This window comes from Streptomyces sp. NPDC101132 (assembly GCF_044759225.1).
Lineage (GTDB): Bacteria > Actinomycetota > Actinomycetes > Streptomycetales > Streptomycetaceae > Streptomyces.
In genome coordinates this window covers 76,285-96,219 of the sequence record NZ_JBIVYX010000012.1, presented here as the reverse complement: position 1 = coordinate 96,219, position 19,935 = coordinate 76,285, and the positions used below count along the sequence as shown (strand labels likewise).

The 19,935-nt window shown below is 69.4% G+C and carries 16 protein-coding genes; 12 read left to right on the top strand and 4 right to left on the bottom strand.

Annotated features, from left to right (window positions below; translation table 11 throughout):
* Positions 1 to 275 precede the first annotated feature (275 nt).
* The 12 genes from ACIQUR_RS26085 (at position 276) to ACIQUR_RS26030 (ending at position 14,774) form a co-directional block, all read left to right on the top strand.
* On the top strand, positions 276 to 1,919 hold the full coding sequence (locus tag ACIQUR_RS26085) for an ABC transporter substrate-binding protein (protein ID WP_403668765.1): 1,644 nt from the start codon (positions 276 to 278) through the stop codon (positions 1,917 to 1,919).
* Positions 1,920 to 2,087: 168 nt separating this feature from the next.
* A complete protein-coding gene (locus tag ACIQUR_RS26080; protein WP_399944934.1) occupies positions 2,088 to 3,020 on the top strand; it encodes an ABC transporter permease in 933 nt (310 codons plus the stop codon).
* Positions 3,013 to 3,960 (top strand): ABC transporter permease, encoded by a 948-nt coding sequence (locus tag ACIQUR_RS26075; RefSeq protein ID WP_403668763.1) that lies wholly within the window; start codon positions 3,013 to 3,015, stop codon positions 3,958 to 3,960. Before ACIQUR_RS26080 ends, ACIQUR_RS26075 begins: the two co-directional genes overlap by 8 nt.
* 11 nt (positions 3,961 to 3,971) lie before the next feature.
* Positions 3,972 to 5,030 (top strand): ABC transporter ATP-binding protein, encoded by a 1,059-nt coding sequence (locus ACIQUR_RS26070; protein ID WP_403668760.1) that lies wholly within the window; start codon positions 3,972 to 3,974, stop codon positions 5,028 to 5,030.
* A complete protein-coding gene (locus ACIQUR_RS26065; protein WP_403668757.1) occupies positions 5,023 to 6,129 on the top strand; it encodes an ABC transporter ATP-binding protein in 1,107 nt (368 codons plus the stop codon). The genes ACIQUR_RS26070 and ACIQUR_RS26065 overlap by 8 nt, the downstream gene beginning before the upstream one ends.
* 153 nt (positions 6,130 to 6,282) lie before the next feature.
* On the top strand, positions 6,283 to 7,221 hold the full coding sequence (locus ACIQUR_RS26060) for a GNAT family N-acetyltransferase (protein ID WP_403668754.1): 939 nt from the start codon (positions 6,283 to 6,285) through the stop codon (positions 7,219 to 7,221).
* A gap of 120 nt (positions 7,222 to 7,341) precedes the next feature.
* A complete protein-coding gene (locus ACIQUR_RS26055; protein WP_403668751.1) occupies positions 7,342 to 8,967 on the top strand; it encodes an ABC transporter substrate-binding protein in 1,626 nt (541 codons plus the stop codon).
* A 77-nt stretch (positions 8,968 to 9,044) separates the two neighbouring features.
* Positions 9,045 to 9,968: an ABC transporter permease gene (locus tag ACIQUR_RS26050; RefSeq protein WP_403668748.1), complete on the top strand. Its 924-nt coding sequence runs from the start codon at positions 9,045 to 9,047 to the stop codon at positions 9,966 to 9,968.
* Between the two features lie 130 nt (positions 9,969 to 10,098).
* Positions 10,099 to 11,016 (top strand): ABC transporter permease, encoded by a 918-nt coding sequence (locus ACIQUR_RS26045; protein WP_403669106.1) that lies wholly within the window; start codon positions 10,099 to 10,101, stop codon positions 11,014 to 11,016.
* Between the two features lie 18 nt (positions 11,017 to 11,034).
* The gene (locus ACIQUR_RS26040) at positions 11,035 to 12,018 is read left to right on the top strand and encodes an ABC transporter ATP-binding protein (RefSeq protein ID WP_403668746.1); all 984 of its coding nucleotides are present in this window, start codon (positions 11,035 to 11,037) and stop codon (positions 12,016 to 12,018) included.
* The gene (locus ACIQUR_RS26035) at positions 12,011 to 13,090 is read left to right on the top strand and encodes an ABC transporter ATP-binding protein (protein WP_403668743.1); all 1,080 of its coding nucleotides are present in this window, start codon (positions 12,011 to 12,013) and stop codon (positions 13,088 to 13,090) included. Before ACIQUR_RS26040 ends, ACIQUR_RS26035 begins: the two co-directional genes overlap by 8 nt.
* A gap of 280 nt (positions 13,091 to 13,370) precedes the next feature.
* On the top strand, positions 13,371 to 14,774 hold the full coding sequence (locus ACIQUR_RS26030) for an FAD-binding oxidoreductase (RefSeq protein ID WP_403668740.1): 1,404 nt from the start codon (positions 13,371 to 13,373) through the stop codon (positions 14,772 to 14,774).
* A 15-nt stretch (positions 14,775 to 14,789) separates the two neighbouring features.
* On the opposite strand, the gene ACIQUR_RS26025 is transcribed toward ACIQUR_RS26030, so the two are convergent.
* From ACIQUR_RS26025 to ACIQUR_RS26010, 4 genes are all read right to left on the bottom strand, one after another.
* Positions 14,790 to 15,920, bottom strand: a complete 1,131-nt coding sequence (locus ACIQUR_RS26025) for an ABC transporter ATP-binding protein (RefSeq protein ID WP_403668737.1) — start codon at positions 15,918 to 15,920, stop codon at positions 14,790 to 14,792.
* Positions 15,917 to 17,005 carry an ABC transporter ATP-binding protein gene (locus ACIQUR_RS26020; protein WP_403668735.1) on the bottom strand — a complete coding sequence of 363 codons (1,089 nt, stop codon included), beginning with the start codon at positions 17,003 to 17,005 and terminating at the stop codon, positions 15,917 to 15,919. The genes ACIQUR_RS26025 and ACIQUR_RS26020 overlap by 4 nt, the downstream gene beginning before the upstream one ends.
* An 11-nt stretch (positions 17,006 to 17,016) precedes the next feature.
* Complete coding sequence (locus ACIQUR_RS26015; protein WP_403668732.1) at positions 17,017 to 17,994, bottom strand: ABC transporter permease; 978 nt, start codon at positions 17,992 to 17,994, stop codon at positions 17,017 to 17,019.
* A 100-nt stretch (positions 17,995 to 18,094) separates the two neighbouring features.
* Positions 18,095 to 19,903, bottom strand: a complete 1,809-nt coding sequence (locus ACIQUR_RS26010) for an ABC transporter substrate-binding protein (protein WP_403668729.1) — start codon at positions 19,901 to 19,903, stop codon at positions 18,095 to 18,097.
* Between the last annotated feature and the right edge of the window lie 32 nt (positions 19,904 to 19,935).

Here is a 19,935-nt window from a genome sequence, read left to right as displayed (position 1 = left end):
GCTAACAGTCCGTTTCGGGCGTGTCTGTCTGTGCTCCCTTTGTCCGTATTTCGGTTTTTGAGCACTGTTGATGTTGTGAAACCGAGACCCTTTAAGTGTGGTTAACAGCCATGGCGTCCTTAAGGATGGCTCCATTGAGCTCGGGTCAATGGGTCACGCGCTGTGGGGAGCGCCGACTCACGAGCACACTCGGGACACCGTCCCGTAGCCGTCAGGGGTGTCGGCTTCGGATCGTGTCCCTCATGTAGATCAGTGGACTCATGAGGAGGAAACCCATGCGCGGTGCCAAGAGCGCCAAGCTGGTAGCGGGCGCGATTGTCGTCGCCCTGGCTGCGACCGCCTGCGGCGGTGGCAACGACGGCGGTTCGAACGACGCCGGCAAGGGCGCCGTCGACGCCAACGGCATCTTCTCGATCGAGGTCGGCGAGCCGGAGAAGCTCCTGCAGCCGGCCGACACGATGGAGTCCAACGGCTCGATCGTGCTCTCGGGCCTGTTCTCGCAGCTCGTCGACTACGACGCCGACGGCAAGCTCACGATGGTCAACGCCGAGTCCGTCGAGTCCAAGGACTCCAAGACCTGGACCGTCAAGCTGAAGCCGGGCTGGACCTTCCACGACGGCACCAAGGTGACCGCCGAGTCCTACGTCAAGGCGTGGAACTGGGCCGCGAACATCAACAACAACCAGGGCAACGCCTCCTGGTTCTCCGACATCAAGGGCTTCGAGAAGCTCCACCCGGAGAAGGAGGGCGCCAAGCCCACCGCCGACAAGCTGGACGGTCTGAAGGTCGTCGACGAGAACACCTTCACCATCGAGCTGACCTCCGCGATCCCGTACTTCGCCTACAAGCTCGGCTACGAGGTCTTCTCCCCGCTGCCGGAGTCGTTCTACGCGAACCCGAAGGCCGCCGGCGAGAAGCCGATCGGCAACGGCCCCTACAAGTTCGACTCGTGGGAGCACAAGAAGCAGATCAAGATCGTCCGCTACGACGGCTACAAGGGCGACAACAAGGCGAAGAACGGTGGTGTGATCTTCAAGAACTACACCACCCTCGAGACCGCCTACGAGGACCTGAAGTCGGGCAACGTCGACGTCCTGCGTCAGATCGCCCCGAAGGACCTGCCGGTCTACCGTCAGGACCTCGGCGACCGCGCCGTGGACCAGGCCTACTCCGCCATCCAGACCCTGGCCATCGCGTTCTACGCGGACCAGTGGAAGGCCAAGCCGGTCAACCCGAAGGTCATCCAGGGCCTGTCGAAGGCGATCGACCGCGACACCATCACCAAGACCGTCCTCAACGGCACCCGTGAGCCGGCCACCGGCTGGGTCGCCAAGGGCGTCATGGGCTTCCAGGACAACGGTGGCTCCGACGTCACCAAGTTCGACCCGGCCGCGGCCAAGAAGCTCATCGCCGAGGGTGGCGGCGTTCCCGGCAACGCCATCTCCATCCAGTTCAACTCCGACGGTGGCCACAAGGAGTGGGTGGAGGCCGTCTGCGGCTCCATCACCAAGGCGACCGGCGTGAAGTGCGTCGGCGACGCCAAGCCCGACTTCCAGGCCGACCTCCAGGCCCGCAAGTCGAAGCAGGTCAAGTCGATCTACCGCTCCGGCTGGGTCCTCGACTACCCGGTGAACGCCAACTTCATCCGCGACCTGTTCAAGACGGGCGCGGCGGGCAACCAGGGTGACTTCACCAACAAGGAGCTCGACGCCAAGATCGACAAGGCCGACACGGCCGCGTCGCTCGAGGAGTCGGTGAAGGCGTACCAGGCCATCGAGAAGGAACTGGTCAACTACATGCCTTCCATCCCGCTCTGGTACTACAAGGTCAACGCGGGCTACTCGGAGAACGTCTCCGGCGTCCAGTACGCCCAGGACGGCGACCCGATCCTCGAGACCGTCGAGGTCAAGAAGAAGTAGTCACTGACGTAGTCCGCAGTACGGCTGTGGACTGACGGGGAGTCAGTCCACAGCCGGCCTTTACGCAGTGTCCGGGGGGCCCTTCCGTATGTGCACGCGCCGCCGCAACAGGCGCGTGCCGCACGGGAGGGCCTGTCCCGCGCCTGCCGCATTCTCAACGGAGGCATGATGGGGCGCTATGTCGCACGACGACTGCTCCAGATGATCCCGGTCTTCTTCGGGACGACCCTGCTCATCTTCCTTATGGTCTACAGCCTGCCCGGTGACCCCGTGGCCGGCCTGTTCGGCGACAAGGGAACGGACCCGGCCACGCTGGCCAAGCTCCGACATGAGTACGGGCTGGATCTGCCGATCCTTCAGCAGTACTGGAACTACCTTTCCGACATCCTGTTCCACTTCGACTTCGGTTCGCAGATCCGGAGCGGACGTGAGATCACGGACGTCATGGGCGACGCCTTCCCGGTGACGCTGCAGCTGGCCACGCTGGCGTTCGTCATCGAGATCGTCCTCGGCATCGGCCTCGGCATCGTCGCCGGCCTCAACGCCGGCCGCCTCGCCGACAACCTGATCCTGATCCTGACGCTGCTGATCATCTCGGTCCCGGTGTTCGTGCTCGGCTTCATCATCAAGACGGTCTTCGCCTTCAAGCTGGGGTGGATCGAACCCAACGTCGGCCAGGACGAGACGTGGGGCGAGATGCTCGCGCCCGCCATCGTGCTGGGTGCGTTGTCCCTCGCCTACGTGGCGCGTCTGACGCGTACCTCGATGGCCGAGAACCTGCGCGCCGACTACATCCGCACCGCGGTCGCCAAGGGTCTCCCGAAGCGCCGCGTCATCGGTGTCCACCTGATGCGCAACTCGATGATCCCCGTCGTCACCTTCCTCGGCACCGACATCGGTGCCCTGATGGGCGGCGCGGTCGTCACCGAAGGACTCTTCAACGTCCACGGTGTCGGTGGTCTCATCTACGACTCCATCGTGCGCCGCGAGGGCCTGACCGTCGTCGGCATCGTGACCGTCCTGGTCGTCGTGTACCTCATCGCCAGCCTTCTCGTCGACCTCCTCTACGCGGTCCTGGACCCGAGGATCCGTTATGCCTGACATCACCAAGACCGTCGACGCGCCGGCCGAGGAGACCACCGCCCCCGCCGTCGCCGCCGCGCCGCAGAAGGCGGAGAAGGCCCGCAGCCTCTGGGGCGACGCCTGGGTCGACCTGCGCCGCAACCCGTACTTCGTCATCTCGTCGGTGCTGATCTTCCTCCTGCTGCTGATCAGCGCGTTCCCGAGCTGGTTCACCAGCGCCTCGCCCACCGAGGGCGACCTGGTGAAGCACTTCCTCACCAAGCCGGAGCTCGGCAGCATCGGCTCGCCGGACTGGTTCGGCTACGACGGCCAGGGCCGCAGCGTCTACGCCCGCGTCATCTACGGCACCCGCGCCTCGATCATCGTCGGCGTGGCCGTGACGGCGATCGTGACCGTGCTCGGCGCCATCATGGGCATGATCGCCGGTTACTTCGGCGGCATCACGGACGCGATCCTGTCCCGCCTGACCGACATCTTCTTCGGTGTCCCGTTCCTGCTCGGCGCCATGGTCGTCCTGCAGGCCTTCACCGACCGCACGGTGTGGACCGTGGTGTTCGCGCTGGCCTTCCTGGGCTGGACGCAGATCACCCGCGTCATGCGCGGTGCGGTGATCACGGTCAAGCAGGCCGACTACGTGCACGCCGCCCAGGCCCTGGGCGCCGGCACCGTCCGGATCCTCTTCCGGCACATCCTTCCGAACGCCATGGCCCCGGTGATCGTCGTCGCGACGATCGCGCTCGGCGGCTACATCTCCGCGGAGGCGACCCTCTCGTACCTCGGCCTGGGACTCGCGTCCCCGACCGTCTCGTGGGGTGTCGACATCTCGGCCGGTGCGGCGCAGATCCGCGTGGCGGAGCACATCCTGCTCTACCCGTCGATCATGCTCAGCATCACCGTCCTGGCGTTCATCATGCTCGGCGAAGCAGTCCGCAACGCCCTCGACCCGAAGCTGCGCTGAGGAGGGCGTACGTGACCACCATCGACAAGACCGCGACGGTCCCGGCCCCCCGCGACGGGGAGGCCTACGACGGTCCGCTGCTGGAAGTCCGCGACCTGCACGTGGAGTTCCACACCCGTGACGGCGTGGCCAAGGCCGTGAACGGCGTCAACTACAGCGTCAGCGCCGGCGAGACCCTCGCCGTGCTCGGCGAGTCCGGCTCCGGCAAGTCCGTGACCGCTCAGGCGATCATGGGCATCCTCGACATGCCTCCCGGCAAGATCCCGCAGGGCGAGATCCTGTTCCGCGGCCAGGACATGCTGAAGATGAGCAACGAGGAGCGGCGGCAGATCCGCGGCCAGAAGATCGCCATGATCTTCCAGGACGCGCTCTCCTCGCTGAACCCCGTGCTCTCCGTCGGCTACCAGCTCGGCGAGATGTTCCGGGTTCACCAGGGCCTGTCCAAGAAGGACGCCAAGCTCAAGGCCATCGAGCTGATGGACCGGGTGAAGATCCCCGCCGCCAAGGCGCGGGTCAACGACTACCCGCACCACTTCTCGGGCGGTATGCGCCAGCGCATCATGATCGCCATGGCGCTGGCCCTGGAGCCGGACCTGATCATCGCCGACGAGCCGACCACGGCCCTCGACGTGACGGTCCAGGCCCAGGTCATGGACCTCCTCGCGGAGCTCCAGCGCGAGATGAACATGGGCCTGATCCTGATCACCCACGACCTCGGCGTCGTCGCCGACGTCGCGGACAAGATCGCGGTCATGTACGCGGGCCGGATCGTCGAGACCGCCCCGGTCCACGACATCTACAAGCGCCCGGCGCACCCGTACACCAAGGGCCTGCTGGAGTCGATCCCGCGCCTGGACCAGAAGGGCCAGGAGCTCTTCGCCATCAAGGGCCTCCCGCCCAACCTGCTGCGCCTGCCCACCGGTTGCTCCTTCAACCCGCGCTGCACCGCGGCCCAGGACATCTGCCGTGCGGACATCCCGGTGCTGCACCCGGTGACCGAGCAGGACGGCAGCGAGCTGCCGGGCCGCAAGAGCGCGTGCCACTTCTGGAAGGAGACGATCCATGGCTGAGCCGACCAAGAACGACGAGGCCGCCAAGGACGCCGTCGCCGAGGTGGAGGCCGCGATCGAGGCTCCGGTCGCCAAGGGCGAGCCGATCCTCCAGGTCCGCAACCTGGTCAAGCACTTCCCGCTGACCCAGGGCATCCTGTTCAAGAAGCAGGTCGGCGCCGTCAAGGCCGTCGACGGCGTCTCCTTCGACCTGTACCAGGGCGAGACCCTGGGCATCGTCGGCGAGTCCGGCTGTGGCAAGTCCACGGTCGCCAAGCTGCTGATGAACCTGGAGCGGGCCACCGCGGGCGAGGTCTTCTACAAGGGCCAGGACATCACCAAGCTGTCCGGCCGCGCGCTGAAGGCGGTCCGCCGGAACATCCAGATGGTGTTCCAGGACCCGTACACCTCGCTCAACCCCCGTATGACGGTGGGCGACATCATCGGCGAGACCTTCGAGATCCACCCCGAGGTGGCCCCGAAGGGCGACCGGCGCCGCAAGGTGCAGGAACTGCTCGACGTCGTCGGCCTGAACCCGGAGTACATCAACCGGTACCCGCACCAGTTCTCGGGCGGTCAGCGCCAGCGCATCGGCATCGCCCGCGGCCTCGCGCTCAACCCCGAGATCATCATCTGCGACGAGCCGGTCTCCGCCCTGGACGTCTCCGTCCAGGCGCAGGTCGTCAACCTGATGGAGAAGCTGCAGGACGAGTTCAACCTCTCCTACATCTTCATCGCGCACGACCTGTCGATCGTCCGGCACATCTCGGACCGCGTGGGCGTGATGTACCTCGGCAAGATGGCCGAGATCGGCACGGACGTGCAGATCTACGACCACCCGACGCACCCCTACACCCAGGCGCTGCTGTCGGCCGTCCCCGTCCCGGACCCGGAGGCCCGCGCCAACCGCGAGCGGATCATCCTCACCGGTGACGTCCCCTCGCCGGCCAACCCGCCGTCGGGCTGCCGCTTCCGCACCCGCTGCTGGAAGGCGCAGGACAAGTGCGCCGAGGAGGTGCCGCTGCTGGCCGTCCCCGAGCGCTTCAAGGGCTCGGACTCCCCGGCCGCGCACGAGTCGGCGTGCCACTTCGCGGAGGAGAAGGCCGTCCTGGCCGTCTGATCCGCATCGGCAGTACCCGCAGTACCGCAGTACGAGCGCCAGGGCGCCCGGTCCGCACCGTCGGCCGGGCGCCCTGCGCCGTTTCCGGACCGCCGTCCCCCCGCGGGGGAAATCGGTTTGCGGCCGCGGGGCGCCGGGCCCGAAAGTGGGCCGATGCTGACCGTACGGCCCGCCGGGCCCAACGACGCGTCCGACATCTGCGCCCTGATGAACGCGGTGGACACCGCCGAGATCGGGCGGCCCGAGACCGACCTCTCCGACGTCGAGGCGGACCTGCTGCACCCCGAGGTGGACCTGGCCCGGGACTCCTGGCTGGCCGTCGAGGGCGGCCGGGTGGTCGCGTACGCCGTGGTCTGGTGCGACGGCGACCCCGTCAGGATCGACGCCGACCACTACGTCCTGCCCGGCCACGGGGCCGCGGGGGAGCGGCTCCTCGCGCTGATGGAGGCCCGGGCGCTGGAGCGGGCCCGCGAGGGCGGCTCCCCGACCGCGGTGCTGCACCTCAACCTGAACATCCGGCCCACCCTGGACACCGCCGTGCTGACCGGCCGCGGCTGGGGCCGGGTGCGCCGCCACTACGTGATGGTCCGTGACCTGGCCCCCGAGGCGGACCTGCCGCCGGCGCCCCTGGACGGTCTGACCCTGCGCGCCTGCGCGACCGAGGCGGACCGGCGCACCGCCCACGCCCTGCTGATGGACAGCTTCTCGGCCCACTTCGACCACCAGTACCGTTCGTACGAGCAGTGGCTGGACGACCTCGGGGCCGCGCGCGGAGGGATGGACTGGTCCCTGGTCTGGATCGCGGAGCTGGCCGGGCAGGGCGACGTGGCAGTGCTGCTGAGCAGGGACAACCGGGCCGCCATGGGCTGGGTGCGCAGTCTCGGCGTACGCGCGGACGTGCGCGGCCGCGGCATCGGCGGCCACCTGCTGCGGCACGCCTTCGCCGTGTACGCGGCCCGCGGCCGGGACACCATCGGGCTGGGCGTGGACACGCTGAACGCGACCGGCGCGCTGGCACTGTACGAGGCGCAGGGGATGCGTCCGCACTACTCCGTCGACACCTGGGAGGTGACCCTGGGTGATCTTGGCTGACACCCGGGTGACAGCCGGGTGACACCGGCTCGCGGACGGCCGCGCATAATGTGCGCTACCGCACTGTTTGGGGTGATATTGGCGCCTAAGTGAGTCTTGGGAGCCAAGAGGAGGCACTCCATGCGCGGAGCCACCCACGCCAAGTGGGCCGCATGCGCGGTCGCCGTCGCGCTGACGGCGACGGCCTGCGGCGGCGGGAGCGACAGTGGCGGAGGGGACGGAGCCGGCATCGTCAGCTCCTCGTGGGGTGACCCGCAGAACCCGCTGGAGCCGGCGAACACCAACGAGGTCCAGGGCGGCAAGGTCCTGGACATGCTCTTCCGGGGACTCAAGCGCTACGACCCGAAGACCGGCGAGGCTCTGGACATGGTCGCCCAGAGCATCGAGACCACGGACCAGCAGAACTTCACGGTGACCCTGAAGGACGGCTGGAAGTTCAGCAACGACGAGCCGGTGACCGCGCAGTCGTTCGTCGACGCCTGGAACTACGCCGCCGACGTGCGCAACAAGCAGAACAACTCGCCCTTCTTCTCCGACATCGTCGGCTACGAGGACGTGCACCCCGAGTCCGGGGAGCCGAAGTCCAAGACCATGAAGGGCCTGGTGGTGAAGGACGACAAGACCTTCACCGTCGCCCTGAAGGAGAAGTTCTCCACCTGGCCGGACACCCTGGGCTACCAGGCCTTCTCCCCGCTCCCCAAGGCCTTCTTCACCGACCACGCCGGCTGGCTCAACAAGCCCGTCGGCAACGGTCCCTACACGGTGGACTCGTACACCAAGGGCACCGGCATGAGCCTGCGCAAGTGGGACGGCTACACCGGCCCCGACAAGGCGCAGAACGGCGGCGTCGACCTCAAGGTCTACACGGACAACAACACCGCCTACACCGACCTGCTGGCCGGCAACCTCGACCTGGTCGACGACGTGCCCGCGCAGCAGCTGAAGAACGTCAAGAACGACCTCGGCGACCGGTACATCAACCAGCCGGCGCTCATCATCCAGACCCTCACCTTCCCCCTGTACGACCCGGCCTGGGGCAAGGCGGGCATGGAGAAGGTCCGCCAGGGCATCTCCCGCGCCATCAACCGCCCGGAGATCACCAAGCAGATCTTCCAGGACACCCGCAGCCCCGCCAAGGACTGGACCTCCTCCGCCCTCGGTGAGAAGGGCGGCTACAAGGACATGTGCGGGGACCTCTGCACGTACGACCCGGCCGCGGCCAAGCAGCTCATCCAGGAGGGCGGCGGCCTGCCCGGCGGCAAGATGACCATCACCTCCAACGTGGACACCGGCTCGCACCGCGTGTGGATGGACGCCGTCTGCAACAGCATCAACAACGCGCTCGGCCAGGGCCCCGTCTGCACCGTCAACCCGGTCGGCACCTTCGCGGACTTCCGCAACCAGCAGAGCTCCTTCAAGCTCACCGGCCCCTTCCGGTCCGGCTGGCAGGGCGACTACCCGCTGATCCAGAACTTCCTGGAGCCGCTGTACTACACCGGCGCCTCCTCCAACTACGGGAAGTTCAGCAACGCGGACTTCGACAAGCTGGTCGACCAGGCCAACCAGGAGAGCGACACCGCCGCGGCGATCGCGAAGTTCCAGGACGCCGAGAAGATCCTGGCCCAGCAGATGCCGTCCATCCCGCTCTGGTACCAGAACGGCAGCGCCGGCTACTCCGAGCGGCTGAGCGACGTAGCCCTCAACCAGTTCAGCGTCCCGGTCTACGACCAGATCAAGGTCGGCTGACGCCACGCCACTAGGAGTGGGCCCCCCGGCGCGCGAGCCACGGCGCCGGGGCGGCCCCCGGAACCCCGGAGGCGTCTATGGGACGCTACGTCATCCGACGGCTGCTGCAGATGATCCCCGTCTTCATCGGCAGCACCTTCCTGATCTTTCTCATGGTGTACGCGCTGGGCGACCCCGTCGCGGCACTCTTCGGCGACAAGGCCCCCGACCCCGCCACCGCCGCCCGGATCCGCAAGGACCTCTACCTCGACCAGCCCCTGTGGAAGCAGTACCTGCACTACATGGGCCAGATCTTCCAGGGCGACTTCGGCACCGCCTTCAACGGCCAGCCGGTCACCGAGCTGATGGCCTCGGCCTTCCCGGTCACCCTGCGCCTGACGCTCGTCGCGATCGTCATCGAGATCGTCGTCGGCATCACCTTCGGCGTCGTCAGCGGCCTGCGCAAGGGCCGCGCCGTCGACACCTCGCTGCTGGTGCTCACCCTGATCGTCATCTCGGTCCCGACCTTCGTGACCGGCTACCTGCTGCAGTTCGTCTTCGGCGTCAAATGGGGCTGGGTGTCGCCCACCGTCTCCTCCGACGCCCCCCTCAACGAGCTGATCCTGCCCGGCATCGTGCTCGCCCTGGTCTCCCTCGCGTACGTCACCCGGCTCACCCGCACCTCCATCGCGGAGAACGTCAAGGCCGACTACGTGCGCACCGCCACCGCCAAGGGCCTCCCGCGCAGGCGGGTCATCACCCGCCACCTGCTGCGCAACTCCCTGATTCCGGTGGTCACCTTCATCGGCACCGACATCGGCGCCCTGATGGGCGGCGCCATCGTCACCGAGCGCATCTTCAACATCCACGGCGTCGGCTACCAGCTCTACCAGGGCATCCTGCGCAACAACGCCCCGACGGTCGTCGGCTTCGTGACCATCCTCGTGATCGTCTTCCTGCTGGCGAACCTGCTCGTCGACCTGCTCTACGCGGTCCTGGACCCGAGGATCCGGTATGCCTGAGCCCGACCCCGAGCGCCCCGCGACCCCGCCCGAGGTCCCGGAGGGCCCCCCGCCCCCCGGCTCCGGGCACTACGACCCGGTGGGTCCCGGCCGCCGCGAGGCGATCGCCCCCACAGGACAGGGCGGACCCATGGACCTCGCGCTCGAAGAGGCCGAAAGCCTGGAGAAGGACCTGGTGCCCAACGGCCCCGGCCCCAAGGAGAAGGCCCGCTCCCTGTGGTCGGACGCCTGGCACCAGCTGCGCCGCAACCCGGTCTTCATCATCTCCTCGCTGCTGATCCTCTTCCTGGTCGTCATCGCCATCTGGCCCCAGCTCATCGCCGACGGAGACCCCCTCCAGTGCGACCTGTCGAAGTCGCAGGAGGGCTCGGAGCCGGGCCACCCCTTCGGCTACGACACCCAGGGCTGTGACGTGTACACCCGCACCGTCTACGGCGCCCGCGCCTCCATCACCGTCGGCATCTGCGCCACCGTCGGCGCCGCCCTGCTCGGCTCCCTCCTCGGCGGGCTGGCCGGCTTCTTCGGCGGCTGGTGGGACGCCCTGCTCTCCCGGGTGGCCGACATCTTCTTCGGCATCCCCGTGGTCCTCGGCGGCCTGGTCTTCCTGTCCGTGGTCACCAGCACCACCGTCTGGCCGGTGGTCGGCTTCATCGTGCTGCTGGGCTGGCCGCAGATCGCCCGCATCGGCCGCGGCTCGGTGATCACCGCCAAACAGCACGACTACGTCCAGGCGGCCCGCGCCCTCGGCGCCGGGAACGGCCGGATGCTGATGCGGCACGTGGCGCCCAACGCCGTCGCGCCGGTCATCGTCGTCGCGACCATCGCGCTCGGCACGTACATCGCGCTGGAGGCCACGCTCTCCTTCCTCGGCGTCGGGCTGCGGCCGCCCACGGTCTCCTGGGGCATCGACATCTCCAACGCCGCGCCGCAGATCCGCAACGCCCCGCACATGCTGCTCTGGCCGGCCGGGGCGCTGAGCATCACCGTGCTGGCGTTCATCATGCTCGGCGACGCGGTGCGCGACGCCCTCGACCCCAAGCTGCGCTGAGCGCCAAGGAGACGGGACATGCTGCTCGAAGTCCGCGATCTGCACGTGGAATTCAAGACGAGGGACGGGGTCGCGAAGGCCGTCAACGGCGTCAACTACTCCGTGGACGAGGGCCAGACCCTCGCCGTGCTCGGCGAGTCCGGCTCCGGCAAGTCCGTCACCGCCCAAGCCGTGATGGGCATCCTCGACATGCCGCCGGGCCGGATCCCCTCCGGCGAGATCCTCTTCAGGGGCAAGGACCTGCTGAAGATGAAGGAGGACGAACGCCGCAAGGTCCGGGGCGCCGAGATGGCGATGATCTTCCAGGACGCCCTGTCCTCCCTGAACCCGGTGCTCACCGTCGGCGCGCAGCTCGGCGAGATGTTCGAGGTGCACCGGGGCCTGTCCCGCAAGGACGCCAAGGCCCGGGCCGTCGAGCTGATGGACCGGGTGAAGATCCCCGCGGCCAAGCAGCGGGTGACGGACTACCCGCACCAGTTCTCCGGCGGCATGCGCCAGCGCATCATGATCGCGATGGCGCTGGCCCTGGAGCCCTCGCTGATCATCGCGGACGAGCCCACCACCGCCCTGGACGTCACCGTGCAGGCCCAGGTGATGGACCTGCTCGCGGAGCTCCAGCGGGAGCTGAACATGGGCCTGATCCTGATCACCCACGACCTCGGGGTCGTCGCCGACGTGGCCGACAAGATCGCGGTCATGTACGCGGGCCGGATCGTCGAGGCGGCCCCGGTCCACGACATCTACCGGGCGCCGGCCCACCCGTACACCCGGGGCCTGCTCGACTCGATCCCGCGGCTGGACCAGAAGGGCCAGGAGCTGTACGCCATCAAGGGCCTGCCGCCCAACCTGCTGAACATCCCGCCCGGCTGCGCCTTCAACCCGCGCTGCCCGATGGCCCAGCCCGTGTGCCGCGCCGACGTGCCGCCGCTGTACGAGGTCACCGAATCGCCCGTGCCGCGCTCCAGCGCCTGCCACTTCTGGAAGGAGTGCCTCCATGCCTGAGGCCATCCTGGAGGTACGCGACCTGGTCAAGCACTACCCGCTGACCCAGGGGATCCTCTTCAAGAAGCAGATCGGCGCGGTCAAGGCCGTCGACGGGGTCTCCTTCGGGCTCGGCGAGGGCGAGACGCTGGGCATCGTCGGCGAGTCCGGCTGCGGCAAGTCCACGGTCGCCAAGATGCTGGTCAACCTCGAACGCCCCACCTCCGGCTCGATCCTCTACAAGGGCGAGGACATCACGCAGCTGTCCGGCCGCGCGCTGAAGGCCGTCCGCCGGAACATCCAGATGGTGTTCCAGGACCCGTACACCTCCCTCAACCCCCGCATGACGGTCGGCGACATCATCGGCGAGCCCTACGAGATCCACCCCGAGGTCGCGCCCAAGGGCGACCGGCGCCGCAAGGTGCAGGACCTGCTCGACGTCGTCGGTCTCAACCCGGAGTACATCAACCGCTACCCGCACCAGTTCTCCGGCGGCCAGCGCCAGCGCATCGGCATCGCCCGCGGCCTCGCCCTCCAGCCCGAGGTCATCGTGGCCGACGAGCCGGTCTCCGCGCTCGACGTGTCCGTCCAGGCCCAGGTGGTCAACCTGCTGGAGCGGCTCCAGTCCGAGTTCCGGCTGTCGTACGTCTTCATCGCGCACGACCTGTCGATCGTCCGGCACATCTCCGACCGGGTGGGCGTGATGTACCTCGGCCGGGTCGTCGAGATCGGCACCGACTCCCAGATCTACGACCACCCCACCCACCCGTACACCCAGGCCCTGCTGTCCGCCGTCCCGGTGCCCGACCCGGGCGCCCGGGCGCACCGCGAGCGGATCATCCTCACCGGCGACGTCCCCTCGCCCGCCAACCCGCCCTCGGGCTGCCGCTTCCGCACCCGCTGCTGGAAGGCCCAGGAGAAGTGCGCGGTGGAGGTCCCGCTGCTGGCGGTGCCGGAGTGGTTCAGGTCCGCGGGCGGGCCGGCCGCGCACCCGTCGGCCTGCCACTTCGCCGCCGAGAAGCGGGTGGTCCCGCAGGAGGGCGAGCTGCCGCCGCCGCCCTCCCCGCCCCCGCCGCTGTCGAAGGAGCCGTAGCGACGCCCCCCCCGGATCGGGCCGGGCCTTTTCTGGCGGCATATTCACCCGAAGCGATCAGCGGTAAACGATCACACGCACGAGGGATCCGCGAGGCCCCCGGTGGACGCCACCGGGGGCCTCGGCCCGTGCCCGGACCGGGCCGGCGGTGGTCCCGTAGCAGGCCCCGGGCTCCGGCGCGGGGACTTTGCCAAGATCCACGGAGCGTGCTGCATTGATCACGACCGTGCAGAACGCCCCGTAACGCCCGGAACTCCGCACCCACACGGAAGGCCCCGGCATGTCCCACCTCCCGCACGCCGCCCTGTTCGAAGCGCTGCTGCCCCACCTCCCCGGCGACGCGCTCGTCACCGACCCGGTCCAGCTCGCCGCCCACTCCCACGACGCGGCCCCCTTCTCCGACCGGGGTTCACCCGCCCTCCTCGCCCTGCCCACCACCCCCGAGCAGGTCTCCCACATCCTGCGCGCCTGCTACGAACTCGACGTCCCCGTCGTGCCCCAGGGCGCCCGCACCGGGCTGGCCGGCGCCGCCAACGCCGTCGACGGCTGCGTCCTGCTCTCCACCACCCGGATGGACCGCATCCTCGCCATCGACCCGGCCAACCGCCTGGTGCGCTGCGAACCCGGCGTCGTCACCAAGCACCTCAACGAGGCCGTCGCCCCGCACGGCCTGAGCTACCCGCCCGACCCCGCCTCCTGGGACCGCTGCACCATCGGCGGGAACATCGCGACCGACGCGGGCGGGGTCTGCTGCGTGAAGTACGGGGTCACCGCCGACTACGTGCTCGGCCTGGACCTCGTACTCCCCGACGGCCGCCGCACCCGTACCGGACGCGACACCGCCAAGGGCGTCGCCGGCTACGACCTGACCCGGCTGGTCGTCGGCTCCGAGGGCACCCTGGCCGTGGTCGTCGGGGCGACGCTCGCCCTGCGCCCGCTCCGGCCGCCGGCCCACGCGCTGCTCGCCCGCTTCCCCGGCCTCACCGACGCGGGCGACGCGGTCGCGGCGATCACCGCGCACGGGCACACGCCCTCCGCGCTCGAACTCCTCGACCGGGCCACCTCACAGGCCGTCGCCGAACTGGGCCACCCCCTCATGGGCCCCGGCGGCCCCACCCTGATCGTCGAGAGCGAGGGCCCGGACCCGGCCGCCGAACTCGCCGCCATGGCCCGGCTGTGCCGCAGGACCGGCGCCACCGAGGTCGCCGTGGCGGCCGACGGAGCCGAGTCGGCACGGATCGCGGAGGTCCGCCGGATGGTCGCCCCGGCACTCCAGGCCCAGGCCGGCCGGCTCCCGGGGAAGGCCACCCTGTTCATGGAGGACGTGGCCGTGCCGCGCTCCGAACTCCCCAAGTTCGTCGCCACCGTCGAGGACATCGCGGCCCGCCGCCGGCTGCGCGTCTACACCGTCGGCCACGCCGGTGACGGCACCCTGCACCCCACGGTCGTCTTCGACGCCGCGGACCCCGGCCAGACCGGCCGCGCCAGGGCCGCGTACGACGACATCATGGCCGCCGGCCTCGCCCTCGGCGGCACGACGACGGGCGAACACGGCATCGGCACGCTCAAGCGGGACTGGCTGACCCGGGAACTCGACCCCACCGCCCTGGAGCTGCAACGCGGGCTCAAGCGCCTCTTCGACCCGAAGAACCTCCTGAACCCGGGCAAGGTCGTCCACGCCTGACCCCTCGGGGGAGGCTCAGGCGGGCGTCTCCCCGCGGCCCTCCGACGCGGCCAGCGCCGGGTCGAGGACCACGTCCTCGGCGCGGGAGGCGGTCGACGGGGGCTCCGGGAAGTGGCAGGCCGTCAGGTGGCCCTCCCGGTTCCCCTCGATCCGCACCAGCGGCGGCTCCTCCGCCGCGCAGCGGTCCCGCGCCTTCCAGCACCGGGTGCGGAACCGGCAGCCGGAGGGCGGCGCGAGGGGCGAGGGCACGTCGCCGGCCAGCCGGATCCGCTCCCGCCCCGCGTGCTCCTCCTCGTCGGTCAGCGCCGCCTCCGGCACCGCCGACAGCAGCGCGTGGGTGTACGGGTGGCGCGGCCGGGTGTGGATCGAGTCCCGGTCGCCCACCTCGATGATCTTGCCGAGGTACATCACCGCGATCCGCTGCGAGAAGTGCCGTACGACGGCCAGGTCGTGCGCGATGAAGAGGAACGCGATGCCCAGCTCCCGCCGGAGGTCCTGGAGCAGGTTGACCACCTGCGCCTGGATCGACACGTCCAGCGCGGAGACCGGCTCGTCCGCCACGATCAGCTTCGGCTCCAGGGCCAGCGCCCGGGCCACGCCGATGCGCTGGCGCTGGCCGCCGGAGAACTCGTGCGGGAAGCGGTTGTAGTGCTCCGGGTTCAGGCCCACCGTCTCCAGCAGCTCGCGGACCCGCCGCTCGCGGCCGCCCGGCGGGTCGATCCGGTTGATCTCCATGGGGCCGCCGATGATCGTGCCCACCGTCTGCCGCGGGTTCAGCGACGAGTACGGGTCCTGGAAGATCATCTGGATCTCGGACCGGATCGGCGCCAGCTGCCTGCGGCCGGCGTGCGTGATGTCCTGCCCCCGGTACGAGATCGTGCCGCCGGTGGGCTCCAGCAGCCGGGTCAGCAGCCGGCCGGTGGTCGACTTCCCGCAGCCCGACTCGCCGACCAGGCCGAAGGCCTCGCCCGCGTGCACGGTCAGGTCGATGCCGTCGACGGCCTGCACCGCCCCGACCCGCCGTCTGAACGGGAAGCCGCCCATGACCGGGAAGTGCTTGGTGAGCCCGGTCGCGGTCAGCAGCGGCTCGCCGGCGGGCCCGCCGTCCGCGCCGCGCTGCGCGGGCAGGGTCGGTTCTGTGCTCATGAGGTGCGGCTCCCGGGGCGGCCCTGGACCAGCCGGGGCCTGATCTGCTCGACGAAGAGGGTGTGCTTCTGTTCCGGAGTCAGGTGGCAGGCGCTCCCGCGCCCTTCCGGCAGCTCGGGGCGTACGTCCGCACAGCGCCCGCCGCCCACCTCCCGCGGGAAGGCGCAGCGCGGGTGGAACGCGCAGCCCGGCGGCGGGGCGAGCAGGCTCGGCGGGCTGCCCGGGATGGGGCTCAGCGCGGTCCCGACGTCCGAGCCGAGCCGGGGCATCGAGCCGAGCAGGCCCCAGGTGTACGGGTGCCGGGGCGCCCGGAGCACCTCGCGCACCGGCCCGCGCTCGACGGCCCGGCCGGCGTACATCACCAGGATGTCGTCGGCGGTGTTCGCGATGACCCCGAGGTCGTGCGTGATGAAGACGATCGCGGTGCCGGACTCCTGCTGGAGGTCCTTCAGCAGGTCGAGGATCTGTGCCTGCACGGTCACGTCCAGGGCGGTGGTCGGCTCGTCGGCGATCAGCAGGTCCGGGTCGCAGACCAGCGCCATCGCGATCATCGCGCGCTGGCGCATGCCCCCGGAGAACTGGTGCGGGTAGTCCCTGGCCCGCAGCGCGGGGTGCGGGATGCCGACCCTGCCGAGCATCTCCACCGCCCGCGCCCACGCCTCCCGCCGGGAGGCGCCGGTGTGCTTGCGGTACGGCTCCGCGATCTGGCGGCCGATCGTGTAGTACGGCGACAGGGCGGTCAGTGCGTCCTGGAAGATCATCGCCATCTTGTTGCCGCGGAGCTTCTCCAGCGTCCGCTCGGGCGCGCCGGTCAGCTCCTGTCCGTCGAGGACGATCTCGCCGGCGACCCGGGTGGTCCGCGGGTCGTGCAGGCCCAGCACGGTCAGGTTGGTCACCGACTTGCCGGAGCCGGACTCGCCGACGATGCCCAGGGTCCGGCCGCGCTCCAGCTCGAAGGAGAGCCCGTCGACCGCCTTCACGACGCCGTCCTCGGTCGTGAACCGGACGTACAGGTCGCGCACCGACAGGAAGGGCCCCGGGGCGGCGGGTGCGGCACCGCCCGCTTCCTTGGTCAGGGTCGTCAACGGAGCATCTCCTAGGCCAGCCGCACGCGCGGGTCGATGAACGCGTACAGGGCGTCCACGATGATGTTGAAGAGCAGGATCATGGCGGCGCCGAAGAGCATCACGCCGAGCAGCAGCGGCAGGTCCGAGTCGGTGACGGCGCGCACCGAGAGGTTGCCGATGCCGGTGAGCCCGAAGGTGTACTCGGTGATGATCGCGCCGCCGAGCAGCGAGCCCAGGTCGATGCCGAAGATCGTGACGATCGGCACCAGCGAACCGCGCCAGGCGTAGCGGAAGAAGACGTAACGGCTCGACATGCCCTTGGCGCGGGCGGTCTTCACGTGCTCCTCCTGGAGCTGTTCGACCATCGTGGAGCGCGCCATGCGGGTGTAGTTGCCGGTGAAGATCGTCGACAGGATCACCCAGGGCAGCAGCAGGCCGGTGAACCAGGCGACCGGGTTCTCGGTGAGGTCGGTGTACTTCGGCTGGGGCAGCAGCTCGGTCTGGAAGACGAAGACCGCGAGCGCCATGGGGCCGAGGAAGTAGATCTGCATCGAGCTGAGCACCAGCGAACCGCCGCTGAAGACCTTGTCGGCGAGCGTGCCGCGCTTCCAGGCGGAGACCATGCCCGTGCCCAGTCCCACCAGCAGGAAGCAGACCGACGCGCCGGCCGTCAGCGACAGCGTGACGGGGAAGCGGTCCAGCAGCAGCTCCCAGACCGGCTCGTTCTTGGAGAACGAGTAGCCGAAGCAGGGGGCGGGGCAGGGCCCCAGGTCGAACTCGCGGCCGAGGAAGAGCCCCTTGAGGAACTCCCCGTACTGCACGGGTACGGGCTTGTCGATGCCCAGGTTCTCGTGGATCACCGCGAGCGCGTCCGGCGTGCAGGTCTTGCCGCAGGCGAGCAGGGCCGGGTCGTGCGGGATGGCGAAGAAGAGGAAGAACGTGAACACGCTGATCAGCAGCAGGATCACGACGGAGCCGAGGGTACGGCGCAGGAGGAATCGCAGCATGGGTGTGGGCAGCTCTCAGCAGCGGCGGCCGGCCGCCCGGCACCGCCCGCCCGCAAGGGTCGCGTGCGGGCGGGCGGACCGGAGGGCCGGTCGGTGAGGGTTACTTGACGAAGAGCTTGCGCGGGTCGATGCCGCCGAGGACGTCGTCGTAGACGACGCCGCCGATGCCCGAGCCGGCGATCTGGACCTGCTTGTAGTAGCCGGTGGGCACCACGTTGACCACCTCGGACAGCAGGTACTCGTTGACCTTGTTCCACTCGGTCGCGGCCTTCGCGGCGTCCGTGATGCCGTTGATCCGGTCGATGTCCGCGTTCACCCGCGGGTCGTTGACCTGGGAGTAGTTCTGCGCGCCGTCCTGGATCTGGCGGCCGTCGTACAGCGGCGGGATGACCGTGGACGCGGAGGGCCAGTCGGCGCCCCACGCGGTGTGGAAGATGTCGTACCGGTTGTTCACCTTGCTGACGACGTCGTAGTACGTGTCCTTCGGGATCTCCTGGCGCTGGACGTCGAAGCCGGCCTTCTTCAGACCCTCCGCCATGCCGTTGGAGTACTGCTGGCCCTCGGGGGTGTTGATGTAGCCGAAGGTCAGCTTCATGCCGACCTTGCCCGCCTCCTCCAGCAGCTTCCTGGCCTTCTCGGGGTCACCCGCGGGCTTGGCCTTCTTCCCGAAGGGGTCGGACTCGCGGTAGCCGCTGACGGTCGGGGAGATCAGGCCGCCGGCGATGGCCATGGCGTCGTCTCCGCCGTAGGCGCGGATGAAGGGGGAGACCGGGAGCGCGTAGGCGATGGCCTTGCGGACCTTGATGTCCTTCAGCTCCGGCTTGCGCAGGTTGATGTTCATCTGGCCGACGTAGGGCTGGAAGCCGTCGACCGAGCGGGCCCTGAGCCCGGCGTCCGCCCTCACCTTGGCCAGGTTGGTGGCGTCCACCTGGTTGTTGAAGCTCAGCGCGGTCCGGTTCTCGCCGGTGTCGGCGATCAGGCGGCGGCTGGAGTCCTCGTACTGGTGGTTGAAGGTGATGTCGAACCGGTCGACGTACGCGTTGCGGATCGGGTCGGTCTTCGGGTCCCAGTTCTCGTTCCGCACGAGCGTCATGGACTTGTCGGCCTTGAACTCCTTGATCCGGTACGGGCCCGAGGTGACCGGCGCCTTGTCGTACGCCTTCCGGGTGTCGCCCTTCGCCGAGACCACGCTGTACCCGGACATCGCGAGCGCGTAGGGCAGGTCGCCCTTCGGCTGCTTGAAGTGGAAGACCACCGTCTTGTCGTCCGGGGTGTCCAGCACCGTCGCGGGCAGGTGGGCGCCCTTGTACGGGCCGTCCGGCAGCAGCTTGCGGTACTCGGCGCCCGGCTTGTCGGCCAGCCACTGCTGGACGAAGGTCGGGCCCTCGGTGATCACCTGCGAGAACAGCCGCTCGAAGGTGTGGCGGAAGTCCTTGGAGGTGATCGGCGTGCCGTCGGCGAACCTGATGCCGTCCTTGAGGGTGTACGTCCACGTCCGGCCGCCGTCGGAGGGGGTGCCGCTGTCGGTGGCGAGGTCCCCGACGATGGTGTGCCCCTTGCCGGTCGCGTCGGCCTTGTAGCCGGTCAGACCGCGGTGGATGAGCGAGGCGAGGGCCTGCTCGTCGGACACGTAGATGTTGCCCGGGTCGAGGTGCGCGTAGCTGTCGCGCTGGAACACGGAGACGGTCCCGCCGGTCTTCGCGCCCGCGACGGGCGCGGCCGGACCGGTGGACGCGGCCTCGTCGCCGAACCTGATCTGCGCCTGCTGGCGCTGGGCGTTCTCCCGGTCCTTCCTGCCGTCGTTCTTGTCCCCGCCCGCGCCGCCCCCGCCGCAGGCCGTGAGCGCGAGGGCTCCGGCCGCGACCGCCGCGATGGCGGCGTACGCTCTGCGTCCACCCTGAGGAGTCACTGTGTCCACCTATCCGTCCGTCGTCGAGGGGA

What these genes read in the sequence shown, in the direction of transcription:
- ACIQUR_RS26085 (WP_403668765.1), top strand. Translation starts at nt 276, where the DNA reads ATGCGCGGTGCCAAGAGCGCCAAGCTGGTAGCGGGCGCGATTGTCGTC.
- ACIQUR_RS26080 (WP_399944934.1), top strand. Translation starts at nt 2,088, where the DNA reads ATGGGGCGCTATGTCGCACGACGACTGCTCCAGATGATCCCGGTCTTC.
- ACIQUR_RS26075 (WP_403668763.1), top strand. Translation starts at nt 3,013, where the DNA reads ATGCCTGACATCACCAAGACCGTCGACGCGCCGGCCGAGGAGACCACC.
- ACIQUR_RS26065 (WP_403668757.1), top strand. Translation starts at nt 5,023, where the DNA reads ATGGCTGAGCCGACCAAGAACGACGAGGCCGCCAAGGACGCCGTCGCC.
- ACIQUR_RS26060 (WP_403668754.1), top strand. Translation starts at nt 6,283, where the DNA reads ATGCTGACCGTACGGCCCGCCGGGCCCAACGACGCGTCCGACATCTGC.
- ACIQUR_RS26055 (WP_403668751.1), top strand. Translation starts at nt 7,342, where the DNA reads ATGCGCGGAGCCACCCACGCCAAGTGGGCCGCATGCGCGGTCGCCGTC.
- ACIQUR_RS26050 (WP_403668748.1), top strand. Translation starts at nt 9,045, where the DNA reads ATGGGACGCTACGTCATCCGACGGCTGCTGCAGATGATCCCCGTCTTC.
- ACIQUR_RS26045 (WP_403669106.1), top strand. Translation starts at nt 10,099, where the DNA reads ATGGACCTCGCGCTCGAAGAGGCCGAAAGCCTGGAGAAGGACCTGGTG.
- ACIQUR_RS26040 (WP_403668746.1), top strand. Translation starts at nt 11,035, where the DNA reads ATGCTGCTCGAAGTCCGCGATCTGCACGTGGAATTCAAGACGAGGGAC.
- ACIQUR_RS26035 (WP_403668743.1), top strand. Translation starts at nt 12,011, where the DNA reads ATGCCTGAGGCCATCCTGGAGGTACGCGACCTGGTCAAGCACTACCCG.
- ACIQUR_RS26030 (WP_403668740.1), top strand. Translation starts at nt 13,371, where the DNA reads ATGTCCCACCTCCCGCACGCCGCCCTGTTCGAAGCGCTGCTGCCCCAC.
- ACIQUR_RS26025 (WP_403668737.1), bottom strand. Translation starts at nt 15,920, where the DNA reads ATGAGCACAGAACCGACCCTGCCCGCGCAGCGCGGCGCGGACGGCGGG.
- ACIQUR_RS26015 (WP_403668732.1), bottom strand. Translation starts at nt 17,994, where the DNA reads ATGCTGCGATTCCTCCTGCGCCGTACCCTCGGCTCCGTCGTGATCCTG.